The sequence below is a fragment of the Bifidobacterium pseudolongum subsp. globosum genome, from assembly GCF_004155535.1.
Lineage (GTDB): Bacteria > Actinomycetota > Actinomycetes > Actinomycetales > Bifidobacteriaceae > Bifidobacterium > Bifidobacterium pseudolongum_C.
The window spans coordinates 357,881-382,260 of the sequence record NZ_RYUH01000010.1; the positions used below are offsets into that span (position 1 = coordinate 357,881).

Consider the following 24,380-nt stretch of genomic DNA (forward strand, 5'->3'; position numbering starts at 1 on the left):
TGAACTTGTCAGAACATGGCCTGCAAATCGCCATTCGCACATGCCTCATCGAACAGATGGCGGAACACGGTGGCACCGTGCACGCCGTCGTGTTCGAACTCGTTCGTGACCCACGCGCGTGCATTGCCGATGCGGCTGAGCGTGTCGAGGCTCAACGAGGAATCCACATACATGTCGTCGAAATACACAGCGGCGCGCAGCGGCACCTCGTTGCGCGCGAGTTGGCCCTCGTCATAGATCACACCGAAGCGCGTGTCCTGCATCATCGTCTCGACGGCGCCGCGGAAGGGCTTGAGCTGCTTCTCCTGCTCGAACATCCACGGGAACACAGCCTCACCGGTCAGCAGCAACGGGCGCGCGTCCGTACTGAACCGCGGCATCGTGTCGCGCACACGCTGGGCTGCCCAGTCGATCGGCCGCTCGAGCTCGCCGCTGGCGTAGATGAACTCCTGCAGCGGCCAGTACAGCGGGGTCGATGCGGTGGCCGATTCCACGCCGCGCAGGAACTCGTCGCTGATCGGCGAGTTCGCCGAGGCGCTGCCGTCGCCGGCGGTGAACGCCTCGTCGAGCAGCCAGTGCACACGTTCGAAGCTCGGCTTCATACCGAACGACGAGCCGAGCGTCTGCAGCCGCTCCACGGTGAGCGGATCGCCGTTCGGCAGTTGCAGCGGGTCGGCGGACAGGCGGTCCGCAAGCACGGCGAGGCGTGCGCGGTCCTGCGGGTAGCGCGCATAGAACTGTTCCGTCTTGTGCTCCATGCGTGGGAAGGTGTGCTCATAGACTTCGGTCGCGTCCGCGGGCACGTGCGGAATGCCACCCGTGGTGAAACTGGCCGTAAGCGCGTCCGGGAACAGCGAAAGATATGTGAGCGTCAGGAAGCCGCCGTAGCTCTGCCCGAGGCTCACCCACCGGCTGCCCGCGAACTGTGTGCGGCGCAGATGCTCGAAGTCACGCACGATCGAATCGGCGAGGAAGTGCTTGAGGTAATGCGCGCCCTCTGCCGCATCCATTGCGCTGATGGTGTTCGAGTCGACGCGCGCGGAGCGCCCGGTGCCGCGCTGGTCGGGCAGCACGACGCGGAAGTGCTTGATCGCCTCGGCGATCCAGCCGTCCGACTGCGGGCTCAACGGACGGGGCCCTGCACCTCCCGGACCACCTTGCAGGAAGATGAGCAGTGGAAGCTCGGCGTGGATCTTCTCCGGCGCGTCGACCACGCGGTAGAACAGCGTGGTGCTTGGCCCGTTGAACCCTTGGCCGGGCACATGGCCGGTCCAATCCAACGGCACGTCGATAGCGTGTTCCTGCACGTGCAACCCGGGCAGATAGTATTCGTCAAGCAATCCCATGAATCGGCTCCTGTTCATTCCTGTGTGCGCCGGCTCTGCACGATGCCGGCGCTTCTCATCCCACAGTACTATTGCGTTGCGCCCGGTACGCGCTAGGGTGAGAACCATGACGAAGCATCCCGCGGCCCCCTCACACGACATGCCCTGCATCAGCGCGCTCGTGCAGCGCATCCGGCACTGGAGCGGCTGGAACAGGCAGTTCGCCGTGGATTGCCTTGTGGTGGCGCTGCTGTGCGGTCTATGGTCGCTCACCGGCTCCGGTTTCGTCGATACGCGGTATTCGTGGGTGCGCGTGCCCGAACACTGGCAGCTGCTGTGGGACCAATTGTGGGCTGTGGCGGTGACGCTGCCGTATGCACTGCACCGGATACGCCCCGAAACCGCGATTCGCTGGTTCCTCGTGACGGTTGTGGCCCAGCTCGCCGTCGGTCCAGGTGTGTTCATGGCCGATTTCATGGCTGCGGTCATGTTGTATTCCGGATTGGTGTACGGCACACGCGCGCAAGTGCGCAGATACCTCGTGACCGCCGCGGTGTTCGATGTGCTCGTCTCGGTGGTGTCCGCCTCCCGGCAGTTCGTGGTGTCGTATGACTGGCTGCGATTCGGGGCTCCCAGCATGCATCAGGTGCTATGGGGCGATTACCGGTGCCTGGAATACACCGAAATGGACGGCGGCACGGTGTGCTCCGCAAGCATGGCGTATGGCGGCATCGCCAACACCTCCCTCACCCTCGCCGCGCTCATCACCATCGTGCTCGTGTTCGCCATTGTGGCCGGGTTCTGGCAGCGCGCGCGTCACCAGACGATCGCACTGCTCAACGAACGCAACGCGGCGATTCGCGCACGCGAGCAAGAGGAGCAGCTCATCGCGGCCTCCGCCGAACGCGCGCGCATTGCACGTGACATGCACGACGTGGTGGCGCACACACTGTCGATCATCATCATCCAGTCCGACGGCGGCCGCTATGCCGCCGTGCACGACCCGCAACTCGCCCGTGAGACGATGCTCACGATCCGTCACGAGTCACAGCGCGCGCTTGATGACATGACCCATTTGCTTGGCGTGTTCAACAACGCCCCCACATCCGATTACCACGACATCGATGCACTGATCAACCAGGCGCGTTCGGTGAACTCGGCCATGCGGCTGATCCGCACGGTCAGCGGCACTCCACAGCCCGAAGAGCTCTCCCCCGCCGCGAGCGAGGCGCTGTACCATGTGGTGCAGGAGGCGCTCACGAACATCCGCAAATACGCCGGACGCGACGTGCATGTGGAAGTAACCGAGCGGTGGGGCGACGGCGCGCTGTCGATCACGATCGATGACGATGGTCGCGGTGCCTCGGCCTCGCTCGACGGGCACACGCCCGGCTATGGTCTCATCGGCATGCGCGAGCGCATCGACGCGGTCGGTGGCACGGTGACGAGCGGACCGCGCCTTTCGGGCGGCTTCGAGGTGAGCGCGTGCGTGCCGTTGCTCAATGCAGCATCCGGGCAGGAGGCGGCCCCTGCCTTCGCCGCACCCGCCGCGGCTGTGCAGGACGACGGCTCCGCACCGGCTGCACCCAGCGCTGCCGACCCCGAACCGGCCGCACAACACCGCCCGCTCCCCCTGCGTGTCGCGGACTGGGCGCGCACACTGCGGAGCACGCCGGTCGCGCGCGTGCAGCAGGACGCGCACGCCAACTGGATTGTGCGCCTGTCCCATTGGTTCGAGCACCATTACGCGCTCACCGACACATTCATCACATTCGCATTCATTGCGCTCTTCTGCATCATGGGCGCCGACATCACGTCCAGCATGGGTTCCGATCCACCCACGCTCGGCTGGCTCGAGCGCGTCATGACAGTGCTGCTGCTGGCTCCGCTCGCCTTGCGGCGGCGGTTCCCACAGACCGTGGCGGTCGTGTTCGCCGCCATCTGCTTCGTCCAACTGCTGTTCCTGCCCTCGGTGTACATGGCCAATCTCGCGGCCCCACTCGTCGTCTATACGGCGTCGGTCTATGGCAGGCACGGCAACTGGAAATGGCTTGTGCCGCTGTGCGCGATCGACAGCGTGATGTTCGCGCTCAAGGTGCTCGCATTCAACAAGTGCCATTACACGCTTTTCGGCATGTTGACCGGCGATGCGCGCACCGGATACTGCGCGGTATCGCTGCGACTCTCCCCGCTGCAGATCATCGTGATGATCACCGCCGTCACGTTCGTCTGCTGCATGATCGCCATGGTGTTCGGCCTGTGGGTGCGGGTGAACGGTTCCAATCCCCAGGTGCTGCAGGCGCGCACCGACGCGTTGCGCGCCGAACAGGAGAAGGCGCGCATCGCCGCGGCGAACCGCGAACGCGACCGCATCAGCGCCGCCATACAAGGCGAGGTCAGCGAGACACTGCACACGGTGATCGATCAGACGTCACAGGAACTCGATGAGATCGACGGGCAGCTCGCCGCCGGCGAGACGCCTTCGCCCGAGTCGATCAATGCGGCGTTCGCAGCGATCGGCGCGCAGGGGCGTGCGGCGCTCGCGCGCATGCGGCAATTGCTCAGCGTGCTGCGCGAGACCGGGTTCAGTGACGACCATGCCGACGTGGACGCGCATATGACGATGCCGCTCGCGCCTGTCGAGGCGATGGTGCAGCGTCAGGACGCCGCGGACGCCTAGGCGCCACGCGCGTTCATGCACGCCGCCGGTTACAGTGGTGGGTATGAGTGACGATTCGAGAATCCGCATTGTGATCGCCGACGATCAGGAGCTTGTGCGCGCCGGCTTTACCATGGTGATCAACTCACAGCCCGACATGCAGGTCGTGGGCCAGGCCTCGAACGGCGATGAGGCAATCCGGCTGGCGGAACAGCTCACGCCGGACATCGTGCTGATGGATGTGCGCATGCCGGGCATGGACGGCATCACCGCCACGGAGCACATCACGCGCATGGCCACCAGGGGGCGGCCCATCCGCGTGATCATCCTCACGACATTCGATCTGGATGAGTATGTCATGGCCGCCATCCATGCCGGGGCCTCGGGTTTCCTGCTCAAAGACACCGAGCCGGAAACGCTGCTGCGTTCAATCCGTACGGTCTACCAGGGCAATGCGATCATCGCGCCGACGGCGACCAAGCGTCTGATCGAGAAGATGCTCGAACCCGACTTCCATCTTCCGGGAAGCGAAGCCGAGCAGACGGCGCAGGAAGTGTACACCGATCCGGAGTTGGAGTCGCTCACCGAGCGCGAGCGCGAGGTGCTTGTGGAGATCGCCCATGGACTGTCCAATCAGGAGATCGCCGACAAGCTGTTCATCTCATTGCCCACCGTCAAAACACACGTAGCGCACATCCTGCAGAAGATCAATGCGCGTGACCGCGTGCAGGCGGTCGTGTTCGCATATGAGAATCATCTCGTGCAGTAGTGCGCTACGTGTGTGCCTGCCCGGGGCAGACAGTTCCCGGGCAGGCACGTATTGTGTCCGGCGATCAGGCTTCGGCAAGCGCCTCCACCGGCGGTGTCTTGGCGGCGCGGCGTGATGGGAACACGCTCGCCACAAGCGCGCAGACGATGGCGATCGCGAGGATGATGCCATAGGTGCGCCAATCGACCGGGTACACCACGGTGGCGATAGAGCTCATCACCATGTTGATGCCCAACCAGCCGAACAGGGTGCCGACGACCATGCCGACGACGCTCGAGACGACCGAGATGAGCACGGCCTCGATGGCGAGCGAGCTGCGCAGCTGTCCGCGCGTCATGCCGATGGCGCGCAAGGTGGCCGATTCACGGGTGCGTTCGATGACCGAGAGGCTCAGCGTGTTGGCCACACCGATGACGGCCACGATGACGGCCACGGCGAGCAACGCCACAAGCAGCATGAGCATGGCGTTGACCATGGTCTCCCACTGCTGGCGTTCCGCCACCGGTCCACCGAGCTGCACGTTCGGATACGCTTCGAACACCTTGGTCAGGTCGTCGAAGGTCTGTGAGAGTGGCACGTTGGCGCCCCCCAGTTTGAGCAACAGCATGTGCCCGGAATCTTGGAACGTGCCGTCGGCGAACATCGACTCGTTGACGAACGCCACGACGGGCGTGGTCTGGGTCACACGGCGGAAGTCACGCTGGGTCACGGCCAGATCGGCATGGTTGCCGTCGCGCATCAGCCCATCCACGCTGTTCACGTCGACCACCTGTTCCATGAGCGACACACGTCCATCGGCGAAGGTGAGCCGCTTGCCGTCATAGGCGTCGTATTGCGGCATGAGCGCGTGGCCGGCATCCACATCGACAGTCCCCAGGTCGATGTTCATGACCGACTGGAGGACCTGCGCCGATGGCACGCCGACGACAAGCGTATCCATGGTCTTGCCATCCGGAGTCTCGTATGTGGCCAATGCGGTGGGCGCATACAGGCTGTGCCGCACACCCTTGACCTTGGCGGCCTTGTCGGCGGCCTGCTGGGGCACGTTGCCGCCCTGCGCCACCACGTCGACGCTGTACCGTTCATCGAGCGCCTGGTTCATCGTGGCCTTCGCGCTCGCCGCGCCTGTGGCGATCGTGGAGACGAGGGTCACACCGATGAGCAACGCCGTGCCTGTCGCGGCGATGCGCCGGGGGTTCTTCTGGATGTTTGCATCGGCCAGCTTCGCCGAAGGGCCGCACAGCGAGACCAGCGCGCCCGCTCCCTTCATGAGCCACGGCATCCAGAAGATCGCGGTGAGCGCCAGGCCGAGGAACGAGAACATGCAGCCACCCACTGCGGCAAGCAGGGCGGAGTCTCCATGGTCTTTCTGCATCCACAGTGAGAGGCCCACAAGACCCATGCCCACCAGCAGGGCGAACAGGCCGATGACGGCACGGCCGACCTTCATCTTGCGCTGGTCGGTCAGTTCGAGCGGACGCATGGCCTCCAGCGGCGTCACGCTCGTCGCGGAACGCGCGGCCCCGAGCGAGGCGAGCACCGTGACCAGCACACCGAACACGATGGGCACCACCACGACCTGCCAGTCGATGATGATCTTGATCTGCATGGACGTCGAGGCCAACACGTCCGAAGCCCCCACGGCGGCGATGAGGCCGATGCCTGCGGCCACACCAAGGGCCGAGGCCACGAATCCCAGAATCGCCGCCTCCTCGAGCACGGAGATATACAGCTGCCGTTTGGTGGCGCCGATGGTGCGCAGCAACGCCAATGTCTTGCGGCGCTGCGCCACGAGCACCTGGAAGGTGTTGGCGATCACCAAGGCGGCCACCACGAGCGCAAGTACGCCGAATGCAAGCAGGAACTGCTTGGTCACATCCGTGCCGTCGCTGCTCATCTTCTTGATGGCCTCATCGGCCGCCTGTTGGCGCGAAAGCAGTCGAAAACCCTGTGGCAGGTCCCCGATGATCGTGGCTTTGGCATCACCGAGTGTGGTGGCGTTGGCGTTGTCGATGGAGAGGTACAGCTCGGTGGCGCTCATCTCGTCGAAGGAAGTCGTGCCGGAGAGTCTGGCGAGCAAACCGTCCGAGGCCACCGCAGCTCCGCCATAGAATCCGTAAGCGTTATGGGGATCATCGGTGAGCCCCACGATGGTCGCGGCGAACCCTTCGGGGTGGGCTTCGTCCGTATTGGCGGACGAATTGACCACCATCGTGTCCCCCACCTTGAGGTTCCACTGCGAGGCCAGACGCTGTGGCAGCGCGAACGCGTCGGGCTCGTCGGGCTTCGGGGCGCGCCCCTGCGCGATGGACACCGGCAGCAGCTTGGCGTCACGGCTCGTGGCGATCACCACACCACTGGCATGACGGTCCTGCGAGCTGTAGGTGATGGGGCCTTCCACATTGGGGCGCGCGCCCTCCACACCATCGACCGCTTCAAGACGGTCGATATGGAAGTCGCCCACCGTGTTCTCATACACACTGTCAGGGGCGTTCTGTGCGGGCGTCACCGCATAGTTGGCGTCGCCGTACAGCACGGTCTGTGTTTCGGTCATCGACGCGTCCAACGCGTTGCTGAACAGCAATGTGGCGGCGATGAACGCGGTGCCGATGAGGACCGCGATGCCTGCGGGGATCAGCATCCTCACGTTCTTTTTCATCATTTGCATGGTTATGGACCACATGGTTGGTATCCCTTTGCTCTTCCGTTCGTCTCTCATCACGCCTGCGGCGGCACCGGCGGCACCGGCCCGCGCGTGGCGCGTTCACGCTCCTGCATGAGCAGGTCGCTCATCTGGGCGGCGGTCGGTGTGTTCACATCCGCCACGATCTGCCCGTCGGCGAACACGATCGCCCGGTCGGCGTACGAGGCGGCCACCGGATCGTGGGTGACCATCACGACCGTCTGGCCCAGCTCCTTGACCGAGCTGCGCAGGAAGCTGAGCACCTCGGCGCTCGAGGCCGAATCAAGGGCACCGGTCGGTTCGTCGGCGAACACGAGTTCGGGCTTGGTGATCAGGGCGCGGGCGATCGCCACACGCTGCTGCTGGCCGCCCGACAACTCGTTCGGATGGTGGCTGAGGCGATCGCTCAGGCCCAGGGTGCGCACGAGCAGGTCGAACCACTGCGCATCCGGCTTCTTGCCGGCGAGGGTCAATGGCATGAGGATGTTCTGCTTCGCGGTGAACATCGGCAGCAGGTTGAAGCTTTGGAAGATGAACCCGATGTCATGCCTGCGCAGCATCGTCAGCTGCTTGTCGTTCAAGGTGGTCAGATCCACACCCTGGAACATGATGTGGCCCGACGTGGCGCTGTCCAAACCGGACAGCGTGTGCATCAACGTCGATTTGCCCGAGCCGGAAGGGCCCATGATCGCGGTGAAGCGGCCTTTTTCAAAGGCCACGTTCACATGTCGCAGCGCATGCACCGTGCTGTCGCCCTTGCCATAGTCCTTCACCAGGTCCACCGCCTGGATGGCCACCGGATCGCCGTGCTCCACGAATCGCTGGGATGGCGCAGCCTGCATTGCCGTCGTCATTGCTTTGTCCTTTCCATCAATGCGGGCCGCTCCCGCATCACTACCAGTCACCGTACCGGCGTAATCCGGCGCCCAGTATCGTGCCTGAGATGGAAAAAGCGGTGGGCCTCATCCTTAAGGATGAGGCCCACCGCAATCGACCAGCGCGGATTCACCAGCCCAATGCGACCATCGCGGTCACCCCGGCGGCCACGAGCGCCACGATGAGCAGCACAAGCCAGTCGGCAAACCGCATATGCGCGGGCCGCATCACCGTCGGCTTGGCCGAACCGGTGTGCATCTGCGTCCCACGGGTCAGCGCCGCGACCGAGGCCCGGCGCTCACGCAGCCGCAGCGCCACCCATGTGTCGCCGAATGCGGCACACCAGCCGCCGGCGCCACGCGACGCGCGCACGAGCCTGCGCTCGCGGAATACGGCGACCCACTGCGGCACGACGTTCACCGCGCGCGCCATGCGGCGCGCGGCGGACAACGGCAGGTGCAGCCCCGTCAGGCCGCGCACCCAGTCGGCGTGACTCGTGGTGAACAACGTGAGGAACAACGCGAGCACGATGTCGGCGATGCGCAGCACCACCACAAGGCACATCATCAGCGTCTGCGATGTGACACGCCACCACCCCAGCTGCCACAGCACACCGGTGCCGTAGGCGTTCATCGACAGCAGCATGATGACGGCCACAAGCGCGCACAGCGGGCCGAGCACAGCCCACAGGAGCCCCACATGCCGCGCCGGCACATGGTCGGTGAGCAGCATGACGTGCATGATGACCAGCATGGCGGCGAGGAACATCCAATTGCCCCACACACTGCACAGCACGACCACCACAAGCGTCATGCACAGTTTGACGCGCATGTCGAGCGCATGGAGCCACCCTGTGGCCGGCACATAGAACTGGCCGTTCATCGCGCCACCCCCTTTCCGTTCGAAGCGACATGCGCGCCCTGCACGGGCGGCGGCGCGAGGAAGCGCCGGCCATTCGCGCGCACGCGGCCGTACGAGACGAGGCGGCCTTGGTCGAGCCGGGCCGCATGCGAGCAATAGCGTTGGATCAGATCGGCGTCTTCGGTGGCGATGATCACCGTGGTGCCCTCCTGGTTCATGCGGGCCACGGTGTTGAGCAGCCGCGATTTGAGCCGGTGGTCGAGTCCGGCCGCCGGCTCGTCGAGCACGAGCACGGGCGCATGCATCACGAGCGCGCAGGCGAGGGCCACGGCGCGCTGCTCGCCGCTGCTGAGCGCGGCGGCGGGCATGTCCTCCACCTCGTAGAGGTCGAACAGGCGCACCATCTCGTTGACGCGCCGCGCCACTTCATCGTCGTCGACGCCGAGCGCGCGCGGACCGAAGCCGATTTCCTCGCGCACCGACTGGGCGCAGAACATGTCGGCGGGGTGTTGGCCGACCACGGCCACCTGCTGTGCCATCTGCACGGGGGTGCGCGACGCGACGTCGAGGCCATTGACCACGACCTGGCCGCGGTCGGGGCGCAGTTCGGCATTGACGAGACGCGTGAGCGTGCTCTTGCCTGAACCGTTGCCGCCGGTGACGGCCACGAAGTCCCCCTGCTGCACGGCGAACGCCACATCGTCGAGTTGCTGCGCCTCGCTGGGAGGCGAATCGGCGTACCGCGCGTGCACATGGTTGAACACGACGGCGGGGTTGTCCGCCGCGCCCGGCTCGTCGGATTCGATGACGAGCGGCGTGGCGTCCTGGTCGGAGACGATCACACCGACCGATTCGAGCAGCGAGCGCTCGCGGGTGAAGATGTCCGCCGTGGTGCGGCGGATGATCTCGCCGTTGACCATGAGGAACACCGCGTCGGCGCGCTGCGCGAGGAAACGCGTGTCCTGTTCCACGAGCACGGCCGTCATACGCGTGCGCCGGCGCATCACGTCGATCACATTGACGAGGTCTTCGTACCCCTCTTCATCGAGCAGGCTCGCCGGCTCGTCCACGATCAGCACATCCGGTTCGCCGGCGATGGCCGCGCCGATGGCGACACGCTCCATCTCGCCGGTCGACAATGTGGCGGTGTCGCGTTCGCGCAGGTCCTCGATGTGCAGCATGGCGAGCACGTCGTCGACCCGCGCCTCGATTTCGTCGGGTTCCACACCGCGGTTCTCCAGGGGGAACGCGATCTCCTCGGCCACGGTGGGGCTCGTGAGCTGGGCGCGTGGGTCCTGGCCAACGTAGCCCACGCGCAGGGAAAGGTCGCTCACCGTGGTGCTTTTCACATTCATGTCGGCGATGCGCACATACCCGTTGAGCGAACCATTCGTGCAATGCGGGATGATGCCGGCGAGCGCCTTGACGAGTGTGCTTTTGCCCGATCCGGTGGGTCCTATGACGCCGGCGAGCGCGCCTTGCTGCACATAGCAGCTGGCGTCACGCAGCCCTTGGATCGGCTCTCCCCCGCCACCGGGCGCCGCATACCGCCATCCCAGATTCATCACAGTGATAATGTCGGCCACACATGCTCCATCCAGATAACCGCCCGCTGTTTGCGCAGATGTGCGTAAGACAGCGGCGAACCGATACCAGCGAATGACACTGTTATATCAGACAACGGCTACGTGGCTGGCTGGTTGTGACGACAGGCACAATGCATGCGGATGGCGGTGAAGCGGCCCTGTACCATTACTGGGCGAACCCGCTTGCACGCACCGCCTCGAATCCACGGCGCAGGTCGGCGAGGATGTCGTCGATGTGCTCGGTGCCAATCGACAGGCGGATCGTGCCCTGATGGATGCCCTGGTCTTCGAGCTCGGCCTCGCTTTCCTGCGAATGCGTGGTGGACGCGGGGTGGATGACGAGGCTCTTGGCGTCGGCCACATTGGCCAGGAGCGAGAACAGCTCGAGGTTGTCGATGAACACGCGCGCCGCGTCTTTGCCTCCCCTGATCTCGAACGTGAAGATGGACCCCGCGCCGTGCGGGAACGCCTTGGCATAGCGCTCATGATCGGGGCGCCCTTCGATGCTCGGGTGCGAAATCGACTCCACTTCGGGCACGGTCTTCAAGTAGTCGATCACCGCCAGCGCGTTGCTCACGTGCCGCTCCACGCGCAGCGACAGCGTTTCGGTGCCCTGCAGCAGCAGGAACGCGGCGAACGGCGAAAGCGTCGCGCCGGTGTCGCGCAGCAGGATCGCGCGGATGCGCGTCACGAACGCGGCCGGGCCGAGCGCCTCATAGAAATTGAGGCCGTGGTATGAAGGGTCGGCTTCGGTGAGCGTGGGGAACTTGCCCGGCACGGCGGCCCAGTCGAAATTGCCGCCCTCCACGATCACACCGCCGAGCGTCGTGCCATGGCCGCCGATGAACTTGGTGGCCGATTCGACCACGACGTCCGCGCCATGCTCGAGCGGACGGTACAGGTACGGGGTGGCGAACGTGTTGTCGACCACGACGGGCAGATGGTGGCGGTGCGCGATGTCGGCGATCGCCTCGAAGTCCGGGAAGTCGGCGTTCGGATTGCCGAAGGTCTCGAAATACACGAGCTTGGTGTTGTCTTCGATCGCGTCTTCGAAGGCCTGCGGGTCGTTCACATCGACGAAGGTCGTGGTGATGCCGTCGCGTTCCAAGGTGTGGCGCAACAGGTTGTAGGTGCCGCCGTAGATGTTCTTGGCGGCCACGATGTGGTCGCCGCTCTGCGTGATGTTGCGCACCGCGTAATCCACGGCCGCTGCGCCGGACGCCACCGCGAGTCCGGCCGTGCCGCCTTCGAGCGCCGCGATGCGGTCTTCGAACACCCCTTGCGTGGAGTTGGTCAGGCGGCCATAGATGTTGCCCGGGTCGGCCAGCCCGAACCGTGCCTCGGCATGGTCGAAATCGTGGAACACATAGCTCGTGGTCTGGTAGATCGGCACGGCGCGCGCATCGCTCGCCGGGTCGGGCCGCTCCTGCCCCACATGCAGCTGGAGCGTTTCGAAATGGTAGGGGTGCTTGGCGTTCGTCTCACTCATGGTGTGGTTCCTTTTGCGTCGGGTGGGTGTCTGGTGTGGGTGCGGCGCGGGGTGCCACCGCACTGCTGGTACATGACGATACGGAATCGTTGCGGCGCAACGCAAGCGCGGCGTTATCGCGCTTTCCTATACCCCGCTATCATGGCGCGTCCGTCCGCGCCTGGGCGAGGCGCAGCCACCATCGCGACACGCCGGTGGCGTGAATGGGAGGCGGACGGCGTGATGCACACATGGCTATAATCCGGCACTGACAGCCGATGGCGCAGCCACCGGGAACCATACGGCAGAAAGCAGCATCATGAACGAGACCATCCTGTACCACCGCAACCGTGAATACATTCCGCGCATCGCCGCCGTGCATGACATGTGCGGCTATGGAAAATGCTCGCTGACCGCGGCCATCCCGATCCTTTCGGCCGCCGGCTGTGACGTGTGCCCGGTGCCGACCGCACTGTTCTCGGCGCACACCAAGTTCCCTGTGTTCACGATGACCGACACAACCGACATGCTCGAAGGCTACCTGGATGCATGGCAGAAGGAGGGTGTGGACCTCGACGGCGTGTATTCCGGGTTCCTCGGAGCCCCCGAACAGGTGGCCGTCATCCAGCGCCTGTACCGCGAATACCCGAACGCCCTGCGCCTCGTCGACCCGGTCATGGGCGACAACGGCGAGATGTACCCCACGTACACGGCCGAACTGTGCGAAGCGATGGGCGCGCTCGCGGACGGCGCCGACATCCTCATGCCGAACCTGACCGAAGCCTCGATCCTGACCGGCACCGCCTACGCGGGCACCGACCTCGACGACGCGCAGGTCAACGACCTGCTGCAGGCGCTGCTCGACTTGGGCGCACGCAACGTGGTGCTCAAGGGCATCGACCGCAATGACGGGCGCATCCGCAACTTTGTGGCCAATGCGCAGGCGGGCGTGGACGCCAAGGAAGAGATCGTCAACGAAAAGCTGCCGTTCATGTGCCATGGCACCGGCGACGCCTTCGCCTCGGCGCTGATCGGCGCCGTCATGGCCGGCCTCGACCTGGCGGCCGCATGCCGCCTCGCGAGCGTGTTCGTGTGCAATGCGATGCTCAGCACACGCCACCAGCCCGATTATGAGAACCGTGGCGTGAGCTTCGAACTGTGCCTCGGCGAATTGACCAACCTCGTCGACTGACCCCAGCGGCCTGCGGCCGTCCACTCCCATTGTGGACAACGGTGGACGACATCTGATCCATCCACATCGCGCAGCCGGAACGGGGCGTCCGACCACAGGGGCGCCCCATGCTTGCATCGGGTGCACGCATGCGCTGAACTGGGCTGCATGACTATTGCAACACCAGTATCACCAACCATCCGCACGCTCGACGATGCGCACAGCGACCTCACCTTCGCGCAGTGGTCGCACCGTTTGACCGACCCCGCCTTGCCGGCACGCACGTTGGGGCGCTATGGCGAGGCCGCCACATGCCAATGGCTGAGGGAACGGTCCTGGCATATCCTCGACGTCAATTGGCGCACCCGCTATGGCGAGATCGACATCATCGCACTCACACCGCACCGCACCATCGTGTTCGTGGAGGTCAAGACGCGCCGCACCACGCGGTACGGCCTGCCTCAGGAGGCCGTGCATCCGGCGAAGCAGATGAACCTGCGGCGTGCCGCCACCCAATGGCTCACCCAACAAAACCCCAAAGTGCCGCACATCGGCATCCGCTTCGATGTCATGGCAGTGCAGGTGCACGGCGACGAAGTGCACATGCACCATATTCCGGAGGCGTTCTGATGGCCATCGGCGGGGCGCTTTCCGTGGGACTCATTGGGCTGAAGGCGTTCATCATCCAACTCCAGGCGTTCATTTCGCCGGGCCTGCCCTACTTCTCGATCATCGGATTGCCCGATGCCTCGCTCAGCGAGGCACGTGAACGGGTCAAATCCGGCTGCACCGCGGCTGGCGTCGCATGGCCGCAGACCCGGGTCACCGTCAACATGTCGCCGGCCTCGCTGCCCAAACGTGGGTCGAGCCATGATCTGGCGATCGCCGCAAGCGTGTTGAGCGCGCAGGGGATCATCGACCCCGAGTGCCTGACCGACACGGTGGTGCTTGGCGAACTCAACCTTGACGGCACCGTGCTGCCAATCAACGGGTTGCTGCCGATCCTGCTGCATGTGCGCAACCAAGCGGTGCGGCGTGTTGTGGTGCCCCGCGCCAACCGCGACGAGGCCGAGCTTGTGGATGGTGTGGACGTGGCCTATGTCTCGCATGTGGGGGAACTGATGGAGATGTACGGCGCACAGGCCAAGGTCGCCGCGCCGCGCGCCCAGGTGCCGGCCGACAGCGCAGACCAAGCCTTCTCCCCCATGGCCGATGTGGGCGACATGCGCGAAGTCGTCGATCAGGACGGCGCCAAGAGGGCGTTGCAGACCGCGGCGGCCGGCGGCCACCATGTGCTGATGATGGGTCCGCCCGGCACCGGCAAGACGATGCTCGCCTCCCGCTTCCCCGGCATCATGGCGCCATTGACCGAGGACGAACAGTTCGAAGTGGCGTCAATCCGCTCGTTGAGCGGCACCCTACGCTCGTTCGGCATCAGCGACGTGCCACCGTTCGAGGCGCCGCACCACACCGCCACGGTGCCCGCCTTGGTGGGTGGCGGTTCCGGATTGGGCAAACCGGGGGCGGTCACCCGTGCGCACCGTGGCGTGCTGTTCATGGACGAGGCCCCCGAGTTCGCCCCACGCGCGCTGCAGACCTTGCGTGAGCCCCTCGAATCAGGTGCGGTGGCGGTGTCACGGGCCAAAGGCACCACGTTCTACCCCGCCCGCTTCCAGTTGATCATGGCGGCCAATCCCTGCCCATGCGGGTTCGGGTATGGCACCGGCGAACGCTGCACTTGCCGTGAGCGCGACCGTATCCGCTATTTCAACCGTCTGTCCGGGCCGATCCTCGACCGCATCGACATCCAGGTGGAGGTCAATCCGGTACGCCGGATCGGCACGTTGTGCACCGATCCGGGGCCTTCGAGCGCACAGATGCGCGAACGGGTCGTCCATGCGCGCAGTGTGGCGCGGGCGCGCTTCCGCGCACAGGGATGGACGTGCAACGCGCAGGCGTCCGGCACATGGCTGCGCGAGCATACGCCGGCTGCGGTGCTCGCCATGGTCAACACGGCGCTTGCCTCGCAACGGTTGAGCCTGCGCGGCGCGGACCGTTCGATGCGGTTGGCGTGGACGCTGTGTGACCTCGACGATTGCGGCGAGCCGACCGTGGACCACATGGCCCAGGCGATCGCCCTGCGCACCAAGGAGTTGACATGAGTGGCACGGCGGCACATGCGCGGCTCGTCGACCGCTGCGGCGAGCGCATGGCGCGGTGCCTGCTCACGTATTGCATCGATGGCGCCGACGCGCTGATGATGGCGCTGCTCAAAGGCGCGCCGCATGCGCTCGCGGTGTTCACCCTGCTCGTCGAGGGCCTTGACGGCCACGACGACGCCGAGCGCCGCCACGCCGACAGCGCATTGGACCATCTGTTCAGCCAAGGGGCCGCACGATGGGGCTGCCATGTGAAGCCCCAAGGGCTACAGGCCTTCCACCGCGCCCTCACACGCTGGCGCGCCCGCCTGCAGACCCTCCCCACATGGGAGTATGACGCGTTGACCGCATGGATGACGCATGAGGGCACGCAATGGGTGGTGATTCCGGGCGATGACCTGTGGCCCGAACGCCTTGGCGACTTGGCGGTCCGTTCGGATTGGGCTCCCCCATTGTGTTTGTGGGGCATCGGCGAACGTCATGCGCTTGCGGCATGCTCGTCGCCCGTGGCCGTTGTGGGGTCGCGCGGCGTGAACGAATACGGCAGGCATGTGGCCGGCGAGATCGCCCACGAAGCGGCCGCGCAGGGTCATACGGTGGTTTCGGGCGGCGCCATGGGCACCGATGCGAGCGCGCATTGGGGCGCATTGCGCGCTGTGGACACGGTGGGCGGCGGGCGGGCCGGCCGCACGATCGCCGTGTTCGCCGGCGGCCTCGACCATATGGGTCCCACATGCAACCAACGGCTGTTTGACGCCATACGCGCCCAGCATGGCGCGCTCGTCAGCGAGATGTGCCCACAGACCGTGCCGGAGGCGCGCCGGTTCCTGCTGCGCAACCGCATCATCGCCGCCTTGTGCCCCACCGTGGTGATCGCACAGGCGCGCCGGCGCTCAGGGGCCTTGAACACCGCGCATTGGGCGGCCGAACTCAACCGCGAGGTCTATGCGGTCCCCGGCAACATCACCGCACCCGACAACGCGGGCTGCAACGAGCTCATCCGCAACCAGCAGGCGATCCTGCTCGCCGACACAACAGTCGACGACCTATGCCATGCGGCGCATGCGCCCCATCTGCCGAAGACAAATCCGGCGCCAGCCGCACCGGTGCACGACGACGCCGACGCCGAAAGCATGGCACGTGAACAAGCCGTGCTGGGTGCCCTTGAGCGCATGCACCGCACCGGACGCCATGCCACACCGGACACGCTCGTCGAAGCACTGCAGGCGGATGGCAGCGCCGTCGTAAGCCCCGAACAGGTTCATGCCACACTCGGCCTGCTCGAACTGCAGGGGCGCATCAGCACCACAGGGGGCCGGATCACCGTGTGCACGGCCAAGTAGTCCCCGCACATGACCATATACATTCGCCACGCCTTGTGCGACAATACCGAGTATGAGTCCGAAGCACATCGAAGAGTTATATGATGCCGTCATTGTAGGAGCGGGGGCCGCAGGCCTGTCCGCAGCGTTGGGACTGTACCGGAGCGATGCCATGCAGGCATTGCGCGCCCAAGGGTCGGAACCGAAGATCCTTGTGGTGTCCAAGCTGCAGCCGTTGCGCTCGCACACCGGTTCGGCCGAAGGCGGCATCGCCGCCAGCCTGGGCAATGTGGAACCGGACAACTGGCATTGGCATTACTTTGACACCGTCAAAGGCGGCGATTGGCTTGTGGACCAGGACGCCGCCCGCGTGCTCGCCCAGGAGGCGCCGCAGACGGTGATCAACCTCGAACGCTCCGGTGTGGCGTTCTCACGCACCAAGGACGGGCTCATCGCCCAGCGCCGTTTCGGCGGCCACACCAGGGAATTCGGCCAGGAACCGGTCAAGAGGGCCGCCTACTCCGCGGATCGCATCGGCCACCAGATCCTGCACACCCTCTGGCAGCAATGTGCGGCATACGGGGTGCAGTTCGCCGAGGAATGGTATGTGAGCGACCTCGTGCTCGATGAGACCGGCAGCCGTGTGGCCGGCATCGTGGCCTACGACACCCATGCCGGCACCACGCACGCCATCGCCGCCACGCATGTCATCATGGCCACCGGCGGCGCAGGCCGCCTGTTCCACACCACCTCCAACTCATACGACCTGACCGGGGACGGCATGGCGCTTGCCCTGCAGGCGGGGCTGCAACTCGAAGACATCGAATTCATGCAGTTCCACCCCACCGGACTGGCGCACACCGGCATCCTGCTCTCCGAAGCCTCACGTGCTGAAGGCGGTGTGCTGCGCAACGCCGACGGCGAGGCGTTCATGGCGCGGTATGCACCCGAGCACAAGGACCTTGCCGCGCGAGATGTGGTCAGCCGCGCCATGCGCGCCGAAATCGAAGCAGGCCGTGGTGTTGCCGACCCCAAGGACCCGCTGGGTCCCAAGGATTGCCTATGGCTCGACCTGACCGGGCTCGACGCGCAGCATATGCGCGCCGTGCTGCCGCAGGTCGTGCAGACCGTGGAGGACTACGCGGGGCTCGACCCCAGCCGTGACTATATTCCGGTCAAACCCACCGCCCACTACACGATGGGCGGCATCCCCACGACGCTCAACGGCCAAGTCTACACGTGGGCCGATGGCGGGCGCCATATCGTCGACGGCCTGTATGCGGCCGGCGAATGCGCCTGTGTCAGCGTGCACGGCGCCAACCGCCTCGGCGGCAATTCGCTGCTCGACGCCTGCCTGTTCGGCACCCGCGCCGGCGCGATGGTGGCGCTGCGCCTGCTGGACCGGCCCGCCGCCGCATCTGACGTGGACCCCGCGCTGACCGAGGCGCTCGATGCCGCGCGTGCGCGCCGAGACGAGCAGATCACCGGCATGCTCGCCACGACTTCCCCCGACGACGTCGAAACAAGCGAGCAGTCCACCGACAACGCCTACCAGCTCATGGCCGATCTGGGTTCGGTGATGGAGGCCGGTGTGGCTGTGACGTGCGATGACGCGTCCATCACGCAGGCGCTGCACCGTCTGGAAGCGGATCTCGAGCCGCGCGCGCACGCATTGCGCACACACAGCGACGCACGCACGTTCAACCAGGAGATCACCGCGATCTGGGAGGCGCACCATCTCGTCGAGCTGGCCCGCACCATGCTCGCGGCCACCAGCGCCCGCCATGAATCGCGCGGGTCGCTCTACCGCACCGATTTCCCGCAGCGCGACGATACCGGGTTCCTGGCGCATTCGATGACCGCCGCCGGGCAGACGCCACTGTGGCAGCCTGTGCACATCGTCAACATCGAACCGGGCACGCGCGCCTACTGACGTCCTGATCACGACCACACGTACCACCCCACCACGTGCACCGCATGTGGCACACTGGTGAGGGTTTTTCTGGAAAGGCGACTATGCATCACGACGATTCGCGCAGCGAGACGGTGACCCTGCGCATCCATCGGTTCGCGCCACGCCCACAACGTGACCGCGACCGTGCGCGCGGCGGCAGCCCCTTCGCGCGCAAAAGCTCACCATTCGGCGATTCCGGCTCACGCTCCGCACGCCGTACGCGCGGCAAGCAGTGGGTGCAGGACTACCAGCTGGAAGTGCGCCCCGACGACACACTGCTCGACTGCCTGCTCACCATCAAACGCGAAGTCGACCCGACGCTCGCGTTCCGGTACTCGTGCGGGCACGGCATGTGCGGATCGGACGCCGTGACGGTCAATGGCACACCGACGCTCCTGTGCAAGGCGAAAGTGCGTGACTGGATCCAACAGCTGCCCGGAGCCACGCACGACGACGAAGGCTTCCGTCGCACCGGCGACGTCGATGACGATGCACAGCCCGGCACCCAGACAACCCCCGTCGATGCACCGTCCGGCGGCACGATCGAACTGGCGCCGTTGCCCGGTTTCCCCGTGCAACGCGACCTCATCGCCGACATCGACTCAATGCTCGAACAGATCACCAGGCTCAAGCCCTATCTGATCGCGGACGGCACGCTCGCCACTACGGTCGACGGCAAGGTCGACGTGTTCGAATACCTGCAGAAGCCCGAACAACTCGCGCAATACGAGACGCTCACCACATGCATCACCTGTGGCGTCTGTGAAGGCGCCTGCCCGGTCTATGCGGGCGGCGAGGCGTTCATCGGCCCCGCCGCGCTCATCAATCAGGCCCGGTTCGTCAACGATTCGCGCGACATGGCCACCGCCCAGCGCCTCGAGGCGATCGACTCCGCGGACGGCATCCAAGCCTGCCAGTCGGTGCGCGCCTGTTCACGTGAATGCCCTGTCGGCATCGATGTGGGTGAAGAGATCTGGCAGCTCATCGCCAAGGTCAAGGAACGCGAGGTGTGAGCTTCATGGACAAACGCAGCTATATCAACCATGCCAAGGCGTGGGAGTGCATCGAGGACCATGAGGCCGCCCGCGAGACGCCGTTCGTGCGCCATGCCCGCGCGTTGGCGCAGCAGGCGCAACTGCCCGCGTGCTCCGCGGCGGTGGGCGGCCTGCTCAACACCTACGAGACGCTCACACACGCATCGTCGGTCATCGTGATCGGCACCGGTTCGCTCGTCGAAACGGCCCAGCTCGTCGAAGGCCTGCACGGCGAAGGCAAGCTTACGGCGGTGGATTCCTCGGTGCAGGGCGGCGCGCAGGTGCGCATGCTGCTCAAGTCGATGGAAGACGGCACACGCACCACGCTGCGCATGGTCAGCGCGCAGCCAAGCGTGTATTTGCAGCGCCTCAACGGCGCAGACTACGACCTGATCGTGGTGTGCGGCGATGCCTCGAACTATGAGCCGGCCTATGAGCAGGCGCCGCGGCTGCTCAAGCATGGCGGCACCATCGTCTTCACTGATGCGCTCGCCATGGCCTCACCCCATGCCAAAGGCGGCCTGACCAACCCGGCGGACCGCAGTCCGAAGGCCGTGATGATGCGCGGCCTGCTCGACCGCATCGAAGACGACGAACGGTTCGTCACCGCGCTGACCCCAGCCGGCACTGGCCTGCTGATCGCCGGCTACCGCTGACGGATCAACCCACTCAACGCCACATCCACAGCCTCGTCCGCATCATCGGTGATCGTGACGAGGCTTGGGTCGAGCGGTGAAATCATGGCGCGCTGCGCGAGTGTGCCATTGACCCAGTCGAACAGGCCTTGCCAATACGAACTGTCGTACAGCGCGATCGGAATGGTGGCCGCCTTGTGCGTCTGCACGAGTGTGAGCAGCTCAAAGGTCTCATCGAGCGTGCCGAAGCCGCCCGGGCAGACGATGACGCCCGACGAGTACTTCACGAACATCGTCTTGCGCACAAAGAAATACCGGAACGTCATGCCCAGATTGACCCATTCGTTGATCCCCTGCTCATGGGGCAGCTCAATGCCGAGGCCAACGGATTTGCCGCCTTCGATCGAGGCTCCCTTGTTCGCCGCCTCCATGATGCCCGGTCCGCCGCCGGTGATGACGGCCACGTTGCGCCGCGCGATCTGCGCGCCCATGTATTGCGCCGCCTGATAGACCGGGTCGGCGGGATCGGTGCGCGCCGAACCGAAGATGCTGACGGCGGGGCCCAGCTCCGCAAGCGAGCCGAACCCATCCACGAACTCCGCCTGGATGCGCAGCACACGCCATGGGTCGCGGTGGAGCCAATCGATGGATTCATCCGTCTTGAGCAGGCGTTCGGTGGTGCTTTCCTCGGGGATCATCTGCCCGCGGAGCAGCACCGGGCCTTGCCGGTAGGTCTCGCCGAGCGGCGAGCGTTCGTCGTCAGGATGGTTGGTGTGCGGAGTGTTCATGCGTGCCCTTTCCAATGCGTTGGCTGAGCACAACAGTACCATCGGGCAACGTGGTCACGCTTTCGTCCCCCGGCTTGTCCGCACTCGCCGGCGCCGCCGGCTCATTCGCCGCGGCGAGTTCGAAGCGTTTGGATTGCCGGCTCAGCAGCACACCGCTGATCGCCGCGGCGATCAGCGAGGCGATGAGCACACCGAACCGAGCTTCAGCCGAAAGCTCAGCGTTGGCGTAGGCAAGCGACGCGATGAGGAACGAGACGGTGAAGCCGATGCCGCACGCCACGGCCGCCGGGAACATGTCACGCACACGCAGCCCCTTGGGCATCTTGAGCGAACCGAGGTGCGTCGACACCCATGCCACGATCATGATGCCCAACGGCTTGCCGACGACGAGCGCCACGATGATGGCGATGACGACCGGCGAGACGAGCAGCATCGGCGTGATCGCATCGAAATGCACGCCGGTGGCGAAGAACGCGAAGATCGGCAGGGCGAGCAGCGCGGAGAACGGCTGCAGCTTGTCGGCGTAGCGTTCGGCGCGCGGCGAGCGCTCACCGTACATCGAGCGCGCCGGCGTGAGCAGGCCGACGAGCACGCCGGCGAGCGTGGGGTGCACGCCCGCCTCGTACATCATGACCCACGCGAGGATGCCGATGATCGCCACACCGAACCATGGCACCTTGCGCATGCGCACGAGGAAATACCACGCGGCCGCGCAGATCGCGATGCCCACGAACCAATACCAGGAGTTGAGCGACGAGAAGAACACGGCGATGAGGATGATGGCCAGCAGGTCGTCCACCGTGGCAAGTGTCATCAGAAATGCGCGGATCGAGCCGGGCAGCGCCTTGGCGAACAGGGCGAGCACCGCGAGTGAGAACGCGATGTCGGTCGCCGTGGGAATCGCCCAGCCATGCGCGGTCTCACCGAACGGGAAGAGCGAGCCGTTCGCGATGAGTAGACTGCCCGGGTCTCCCGCACCCCACTGGGAGAACGCCGCGATGACGCCGATGAACAGGATCGGCGGCACGATCATGCCACCCACCGCACACAGCATCGGCACAGCCGCTGCGCGGATGTTCGACAGCGATCCGGTGGTGAGCTCCTGACGCAGTTCAAGGCCGACGGTCAGGAAGAAGATGGTGAGCAGGCCGTCCTGCGCCCAATGCCCCAAACCCATGTCGATGTTCGTGCCGGGAATGCCCACATGGCAGTGCGACAGGTGCTCGAACCCCGCGGCGGTGGCCGGGATGTTGGCGAGGACAAGCCCGGCGAGTGCGAATCCGAGCATGATGAGACCAGAAATACGGTCCGAAGCCGCGATCCTGCGTATGGTGGCCCATGCGCCATGCCTGCCTGTACTCATTGTGCCTCCCGAATGCGGACCATCCCGGCCGCCTGTGCTATATGTCAAAAACCATTCCATTATGCCGCAATCGGCACCCAGCTGCACGGGCGCGCAGCATCATGCACAGGTTCTTAACGATTGGCGAGCGCGGCGTGCATCCGTTCCAGCACGTCGGCGAGCATCGATGGCGGGCATGCCAGATTGACGCGTTCGAAGCCTTCACCTTCCACACCGAACAGCGCGCCCTCGTCGAAATACACGCGGGCTTTGGTGCGCATGAAGTCACGCAACTCATCGGCGTCCGTGAAACCCAGCCCACGGCAGTCGAGCCATGCGAGATAGGTGCCTTCGGGCTCGACGAGCGCGATGCCGTTGTGCGTGGCGGCAAACGCGCGCACAGTGGCGAGGTTGGTGGCGACCACGTCGAGCAGTTCGTCGAACCAGCCTTCCGCTTCGTTGTATGCCGCGATGCACGCGACGAGCCCGAAGTGGCTGACCGTCATGCCACCGATGTTTTCGGAGGCTATGTCGAAGCGCGTCTTGAGCTCCGGGTCACGGATGATGGTGTTCGAGCACAGCAGACCGGCCAGGTTGAATGTTTTCGTGGGCGCGGTGAATTCGATGCACTGGCGTGCGATATCATCGCCCAGCTCTCCCATCATCGTCACCGGATGCCCGGGCCACGAGAAATCGGCGTGGATCTCGTCGACGAGCAGCAGCACGCCGTAAGTACGGCACAATGTGGCGATGCGGCGCAGTGCATCGGCTGTCCAGACGCGGCCCACCGGATTGTGCGGGTTGCACAGCAGCATCGCGGTGCAGCGTGGGTCGGCGAGCTTAGCTTCCAGATCGCCGAAATCGATCGTATAGGTGTGGGTCGCTTCATCGTAGGCAAGCGCATTGTTGAGGATCGTCAGCCCATTGTGTTGCGCGGCCGAGGTGAACGGGTGGTAGACCGGCCGTTGGATCACGATGGCGTCGCCGGGGTGTGTGAATGCGCGCAGGGCCGTATTGACAGCGGGCATCACACCGTCGGAGAGCGTGACCCATTCCGGGCGCACCTCCATGTGGTGCCGGCGCGCCATCCACCCGGCGAGTGCGGCGAAATACTCGTCGGTGGCGTAGTCATACCCGAACACGTCGTGCTGGGCCGCATCCACGATCGCCTGTACGATCTGCGGCGCCGGTTTGAACTCCATGTCGGCCACGGACATGGCGATCACGTCGTCATTGCCCTCACCCATGTCGTCTTCGATCAGCTTCCATTTGATCGATGTGCTGTTGCGCCGTTCCACACGTGTCGTGAAGTCGTACACGACCTGCCCTCCTGACCGTCTGTCTGTGTGTGCGCACGCCCATGCGCCCGCACGAATCTTCAGTCTAATGCGCGCGCGTGAACTCGGCGGAACGGCCCGGAAATTGGCAAACCCCTTGACCGCATACGCAATCAAGGGGTTATTGTGCGCGAGACAGGATTCGAACCTGCGACCTGCTGATCCGTAGTCAGCTGCTCTAATCCACTGGGCTACTCGCGCAGCACCGCTGCGTCCGGTGTGACTGACGCTATGCGCGCCTCCACTGCAACGGCTGAGTGCGCGAGACAGGATTCGAACCTGCGACCTGCTGATCCGTAGTCAGCTGCTCTAATCCACTGGGCTACTCGCGCATGTTGCTTGTTTCAGGCAACTCGAAAAAGATATATCACTTTCACACAAAACACAAATCTCGGCGTGTCGTCTCACGTT

The 24,380-nt window shown here is 65.1% G+C and carries 18 protein-coding genes and 2 tRNA genes; 9 read left to right on the forward strand and 11 right to left on the reverse strand.

Annotation, left to right across the window (positions count from 1 at the left end):
• Window positions 1-8 precede the first annotated feature (8 nt).
• The gene (locus PG2093B_RS05740; RefSeq protein WP_129897664.1) at window positions 9-1,346 is read right to left on the reverse strand and encodes an alpha/beta fold hydrolase; all 1,338 of its coding nucleotides are present in this window, start codon (window positions 1,344-1,346) and stop codon (window positions 9-11) included.
• A gap of 106 nt (window positions 1,347-1,452) precedes the next feature.
• On the opposite strand from PG2093B_RS05740, the gene PG2093B_RS05745 reads away from it, so the two are divergent.
• Both PG2093B_RS05745 and PG2093B_RS05750 read left to right on the forward strand, forming a co-directional pair.
• Window positions 1,453-4,005 carry a sensor histidine kinase gene (locus tag PG2093B_RS05745; RefSeq protein ID WP_165369720.1) on the forward strand — a complete coding sequence of 851 codons (2,553 nt, stop codon included), beginning with the start codon at window positions 1,453-1,455 and terminating at the stop codon, window positions 4,003-4,005.
• 43 nt (window positions 4,006-4,048) lie between these two features.
• Entirely contained in the window at window positions 4,049-4,753 is a 705-nt protein-coding gene (locus tag PG2093B_RS05750) for a response regulator (RefSeq protein ID WP_129897666.1), read from the forward strand.
• 64 nt (window positions 4,754-4,817) lie between these two features.
• Here the strand turns inward: PG2093B_RS05750 and PG2093B_RS05755 are convergent, their stop codons facing one another.
• The 5 genes from PG2093B_RS05755 to PG2093B_RS05775 all read right to left on the reverse strand — a co-directional run bounded on the left by PG2093B_RS05755 (window position 4,818) and on the right by PG2093B_RS05775 (window position 12,248).
• A complete protein-coding gene (locus tag PG2093B_RS05755; protein WP_129897667.1) occupies window positions 4,818-7,436 on the reverse strand; it encodes an ABC transporter permease in 2,619 nt (872 codons plus the stop codon).
• A gap of 35 nt (window positions 7,437-7,471) precedes the next feature.
• Entirely contained in the window at window positions 7,472-8,290 is an 819-nt protein-coding gene (locus tag PG2093B_RS05760; RefSeq protein WP_129897668.1) for an ABC transporter ATP-binding protein, read from the reverse strand.
• Window positions 8,291-8,441: 151 nt separating this feature from the next.
• Window positions 8,442-9,194 carry an energy-coupling factor transporter transmembrane component T family protein gene (locus tag PG2093B_RS05765; RefSeq protein WP_129897669.1) on the reverse strand — a complete coding sequence of 251 codons (753 nt, stop codon included), beginning with the start codon at window positions 9,192-9,194 and terminating at the stop codon, window positions 8,442-8,444.
• Window positions 9,191-10,759, reverse strand: coding sequence for an ABC transporter ATP-binding protein (locus tag PG2093B_RS05770; RefSeq protein WP_129897670.1), 1,569 nt, complete (start codon window positions 10,757-10,759; stop codon window positions 9,191-9,193). Before PG2093B_RS05770 ends, PG2093B_RS05765 begins: the two co-directional genes overlap by 4 nt.
• Window positions 10,760-10,925: 166 nt before the next feature.
• Window positions 10,926-12,248, reverse strand: a complete 1,323-nt coding sequence (locus PG2093B_RS05775) for an O-acetylhomoserine aminocarboxypropyltransferase/cysteine synthase family protein (protein WP_129897671.1) — start codon at window positions 12,246-12,248, stop codon at window positions 10,926-10,928.
• A gap of 298 nt (window positions 12,249-12,546) precedes the next feature.
• Between PG2093B_RS05775 and PG2093B_RS05780 the strand changes: the two genes are divergently transcribed.
• The 7 genes from PG2093B_RS05780 to PG2093B_RS05810 all read left to right on the forward strand — a co-directional run bounded on the left by PG2093B_RS05780 (window position 12,547) and on the right by PG2093B_RS05810 (window position 20,523).
• The gene (locus PG2093B_RS05780) at window positions 12,547-13,419 is read left to right on the forward strand and encodes a pyridoxamine kinase (RefSeq protein WP_101399685.1); all 873 of its coding nucleotides are present in this window, start codon (window positions 12,547-12,549) and stop codon (window positions 13,417-13,419) included.
• Window positions 13,420-13,566: 147 nt separating this feature from the next.
• A complete protein-coding gene (locus PG2093B_RS05785) occupies window positions 13,567-14,028 on the forward strand; it encodes a YraN family protein (RefSeq protein WP_129897672.1) in 462 nt (153 codons plus the stop codon).
• The gene (locus tag PG2093B_RS05790; protein ID WP_129897673.1) at window positions 14,028-15,560 is read left to right on the forward strand and encodes a YifB family Mg chelatase-like AAA ATPase; all 1,533 of its coding nucleotides are present in this window, start codon (window positions 14,028-14,030) and stop codon (window positions 15,558-15,560) included. The genes PG2093B_RS05785 and PG2093B_RS05790 overlap by 1 nt, the downstream gene beginning before the upstream one ends.
• Window positions 15,557-16,900, forward strand: coding sequence for a DNA-processing protein DprA (locus PG2093B_RS05795; protein WP_129897674.1), 1,344 nt, complete (start codon window positions 15,557-15,559; stop codon window positions 16,898-16,900). The genes PG2093B_RS05790 and PG2093B_RS05795 overlap by 4 nt, the downstream gene beginning before the upstream one ends.
• Window positions 16,901-16,952: 52 nt before the next feature.
• Window positions 16,953-18,812, forward strand: coding sequence for an FAD-binding protein (locus PG2093B_RS05800; protein ID WP_129897675.1), 1,860 nt, complete (start codon window positions 16,953-16,955; stop codon window positions 18,810-18,812).
• 83 nt (window positions 18,813-18,895) lie between these two features.
• Window positions 18,896-19,846, forward strand: coding sequence for a succinate dehydrogenase/fumarate reductase iron-sulfur subunit (locus tag PG2093B_RS05805; RefSeq protein WP_129897676.1), 951 nt, complete (start codon window positions 18,896-18,898; stop codon window positions 19,844-19,846).
• Between the two features lie 5 nt (window positions 19,847-19,851).
• A complete protein-coding gene (locus PG2093B_RS05810; RefSeq protein ID WP_129897677.1) occupies window positions 19,852-20,523 on the forward strand; it encodes an O-methyltransferase in 672 nt (223 codons plus the stop codon).
• Here PG2093B_RS05810 and PG2093B_RS05815 read toward each other — a convergent pair.
• The 5 genes from PG2093B_RS05815 to PG2093B_RS05835 form a co-directional block, all read right to left on the reverse strand.
• Window positions 20,514-21,290: a TIGR00730 family Rossman fold protein gene (locus PG2093B_RS05815; protein WP_232506621.1), complete on the reverse strand. Its 777-nt coding sequence runs from the start codon at window positions 21,288-21,290 to the stop codon at window positions 20,514-20,516. The genes PG2093B_RS05810 and PG2093B_RS05815 overlap by 10 nt on opposite strands.
• Window positions 21,262-22,653, reverse strand: coding sequence for a Na+/H+ antiporter NhaA (gene nhaA / locus PG2093B_RS05820; protein ID WP_129897678.1), 1,392 nt, complete (start codon window positions 22,651-22,653; stop codon window positions 21,262-21,264). The genes PG2093B_RS05815 and nhaA overlap by 29 nt, the downstream gene beginning before the upstream one ends.
• A 113-nt stretch (window positions 22,654-22,766) precedes the next feature.
• Window positions 22,767-23,951, reverse strand: a complete 1,185-nt coding sequence (locus PG2093B_RS05825) for a MalY/PatB family protein (protein ID WP_129897679.1) — start codon at window positions 23,949-23,951, stop codon at window positions 22,767-22,769.
• Between the two features lie 145 nt (window positions 23,952-24,096).
• Window positions 24,097-24,170 (reverse strand) — tRNA-Arg (locus PG2093B_RS05830).
• 57 nt (window positions 24,171-24,227) lie between these two features.
• Window positions 24,228-24,301: transfer RNA gene (locus tag PG2093B_RS05835), tRNA-Arg, on the reverse strand.
• Between the last annotated feature and the right edge of the window lie 79 nt (window positions 24,302-24,380).

Bases quoted from the DNA above. Each gene is read 5' to 3' on its own strand.
- PG2093B_RS05765 (WP_129897669.1), bottom strand. From the start codon at position 9,194: ATGAACGGCCAGTTCTATGTGCCGGCCACAGGGTGGCTCCATGCGCTC.
- PG2093B_RS05775 (WP_129897671.1), bottom strand. From the start codon at position 12,248: ATGAGTGAGACGAACGCCAAGCACCCCTACCATTTCGAAACGCTCCAG.
- PG2093B_RS05750 (WP_129897666.1), top strand. From the start codon at position 4,049: ATGAGTGACGATTCGAGAATCCGCATTGTGATCGCCGACGATCAGGAG.
- nhaA (WP_129897678.1), bottom strand. From the start codon at position 22,653: ATGAGTACAGGCAGGCATGGCGCATGGGCCACCATACGCAGGATCGCG.
- PG2093B_RS05780 (WP_101399685.1), top strand. From the start codon at position 12,547: ATGAACGAGACCATCCTGTACCACCGCAACCGTGAATACATTCCGCGC.
- PG2093B_RS05805 (WP_129897676.1), top strand. From the start codon at position 18,896: ATGCATCACGACGATTCGCGCAGCGAGACGGTGACCCTGCGCATCCAT.
- PG2093B_RS05760 (WP_129897668.1), bottom strand. From the start codon at position 8,290: ATGACGACGGCAATGCAGGCTGCGCCATCCCAGCGATTCGTGGAGCAC.
- PG2093B_RS05745 (WP_165369720.1), top strand. From the start codon at position 1,453: ATGACGAAGCATCCCGCGGCCCCCTCACACGACATGCCCTGCATCAGC.
- PG2093B_RS05790 (WP_129897673.1), top strand. From the start codon at position 14,028: ATGGCCATCGGCGGGGCGCTTTCCGTGGGACTCATTGGGCTGAAGGCG.
- PG2093B_RS05815 (WP_232506621.1), bottom strand. From the start codon at position 21,290: ATGAACACTCCGCACACCAACCATCCTGACGACGAACGCTCGCCGCTC.
- PG2093B_RS05795 (WP_129897674.1), top strand. From the start codon at position 15,557: ATGAGTGGCACGGCGGCACATGCGCGGCTCGTCGACCGCTGCGGCGAG.
- PG2093B_RS05755 (WP_129897667.1), bottom strand. From the start codon at position 7,436: ATGTGGTCCATAACCATGCAAATGATGAAAAAGAACGTGAGGATGCTG.
- PG2093B_RS05740 (WP_129897664.1), bottom strand. From the start codon at position 1,346: ATGGGATTGCTTGACGAATACTATCTGCCCGGGTTGCACGTGCAGGAA.
- PG2093B_RS05810 (WP_129897677.1), top strand. From the start codon at position 19,852: ATGGACAAACGCAGCTATATCAACCATGCCAAGGCGTGGGAGTGCATC.
- PG2093B_RS05800 (WP_129897675.1), top strand. From the start codon at position 16,953: ATGAGTCCGAAGCACATCGAAGAGTTATATGATGCCGTCATTGTAGGA.
- PG2093B_RS05785 (WP_129897672.1), top strand. From the start codon at position 13,567: ATGACTATTGCAACACCAGTATCACCAACCATCCGCACGCTCGACGAT.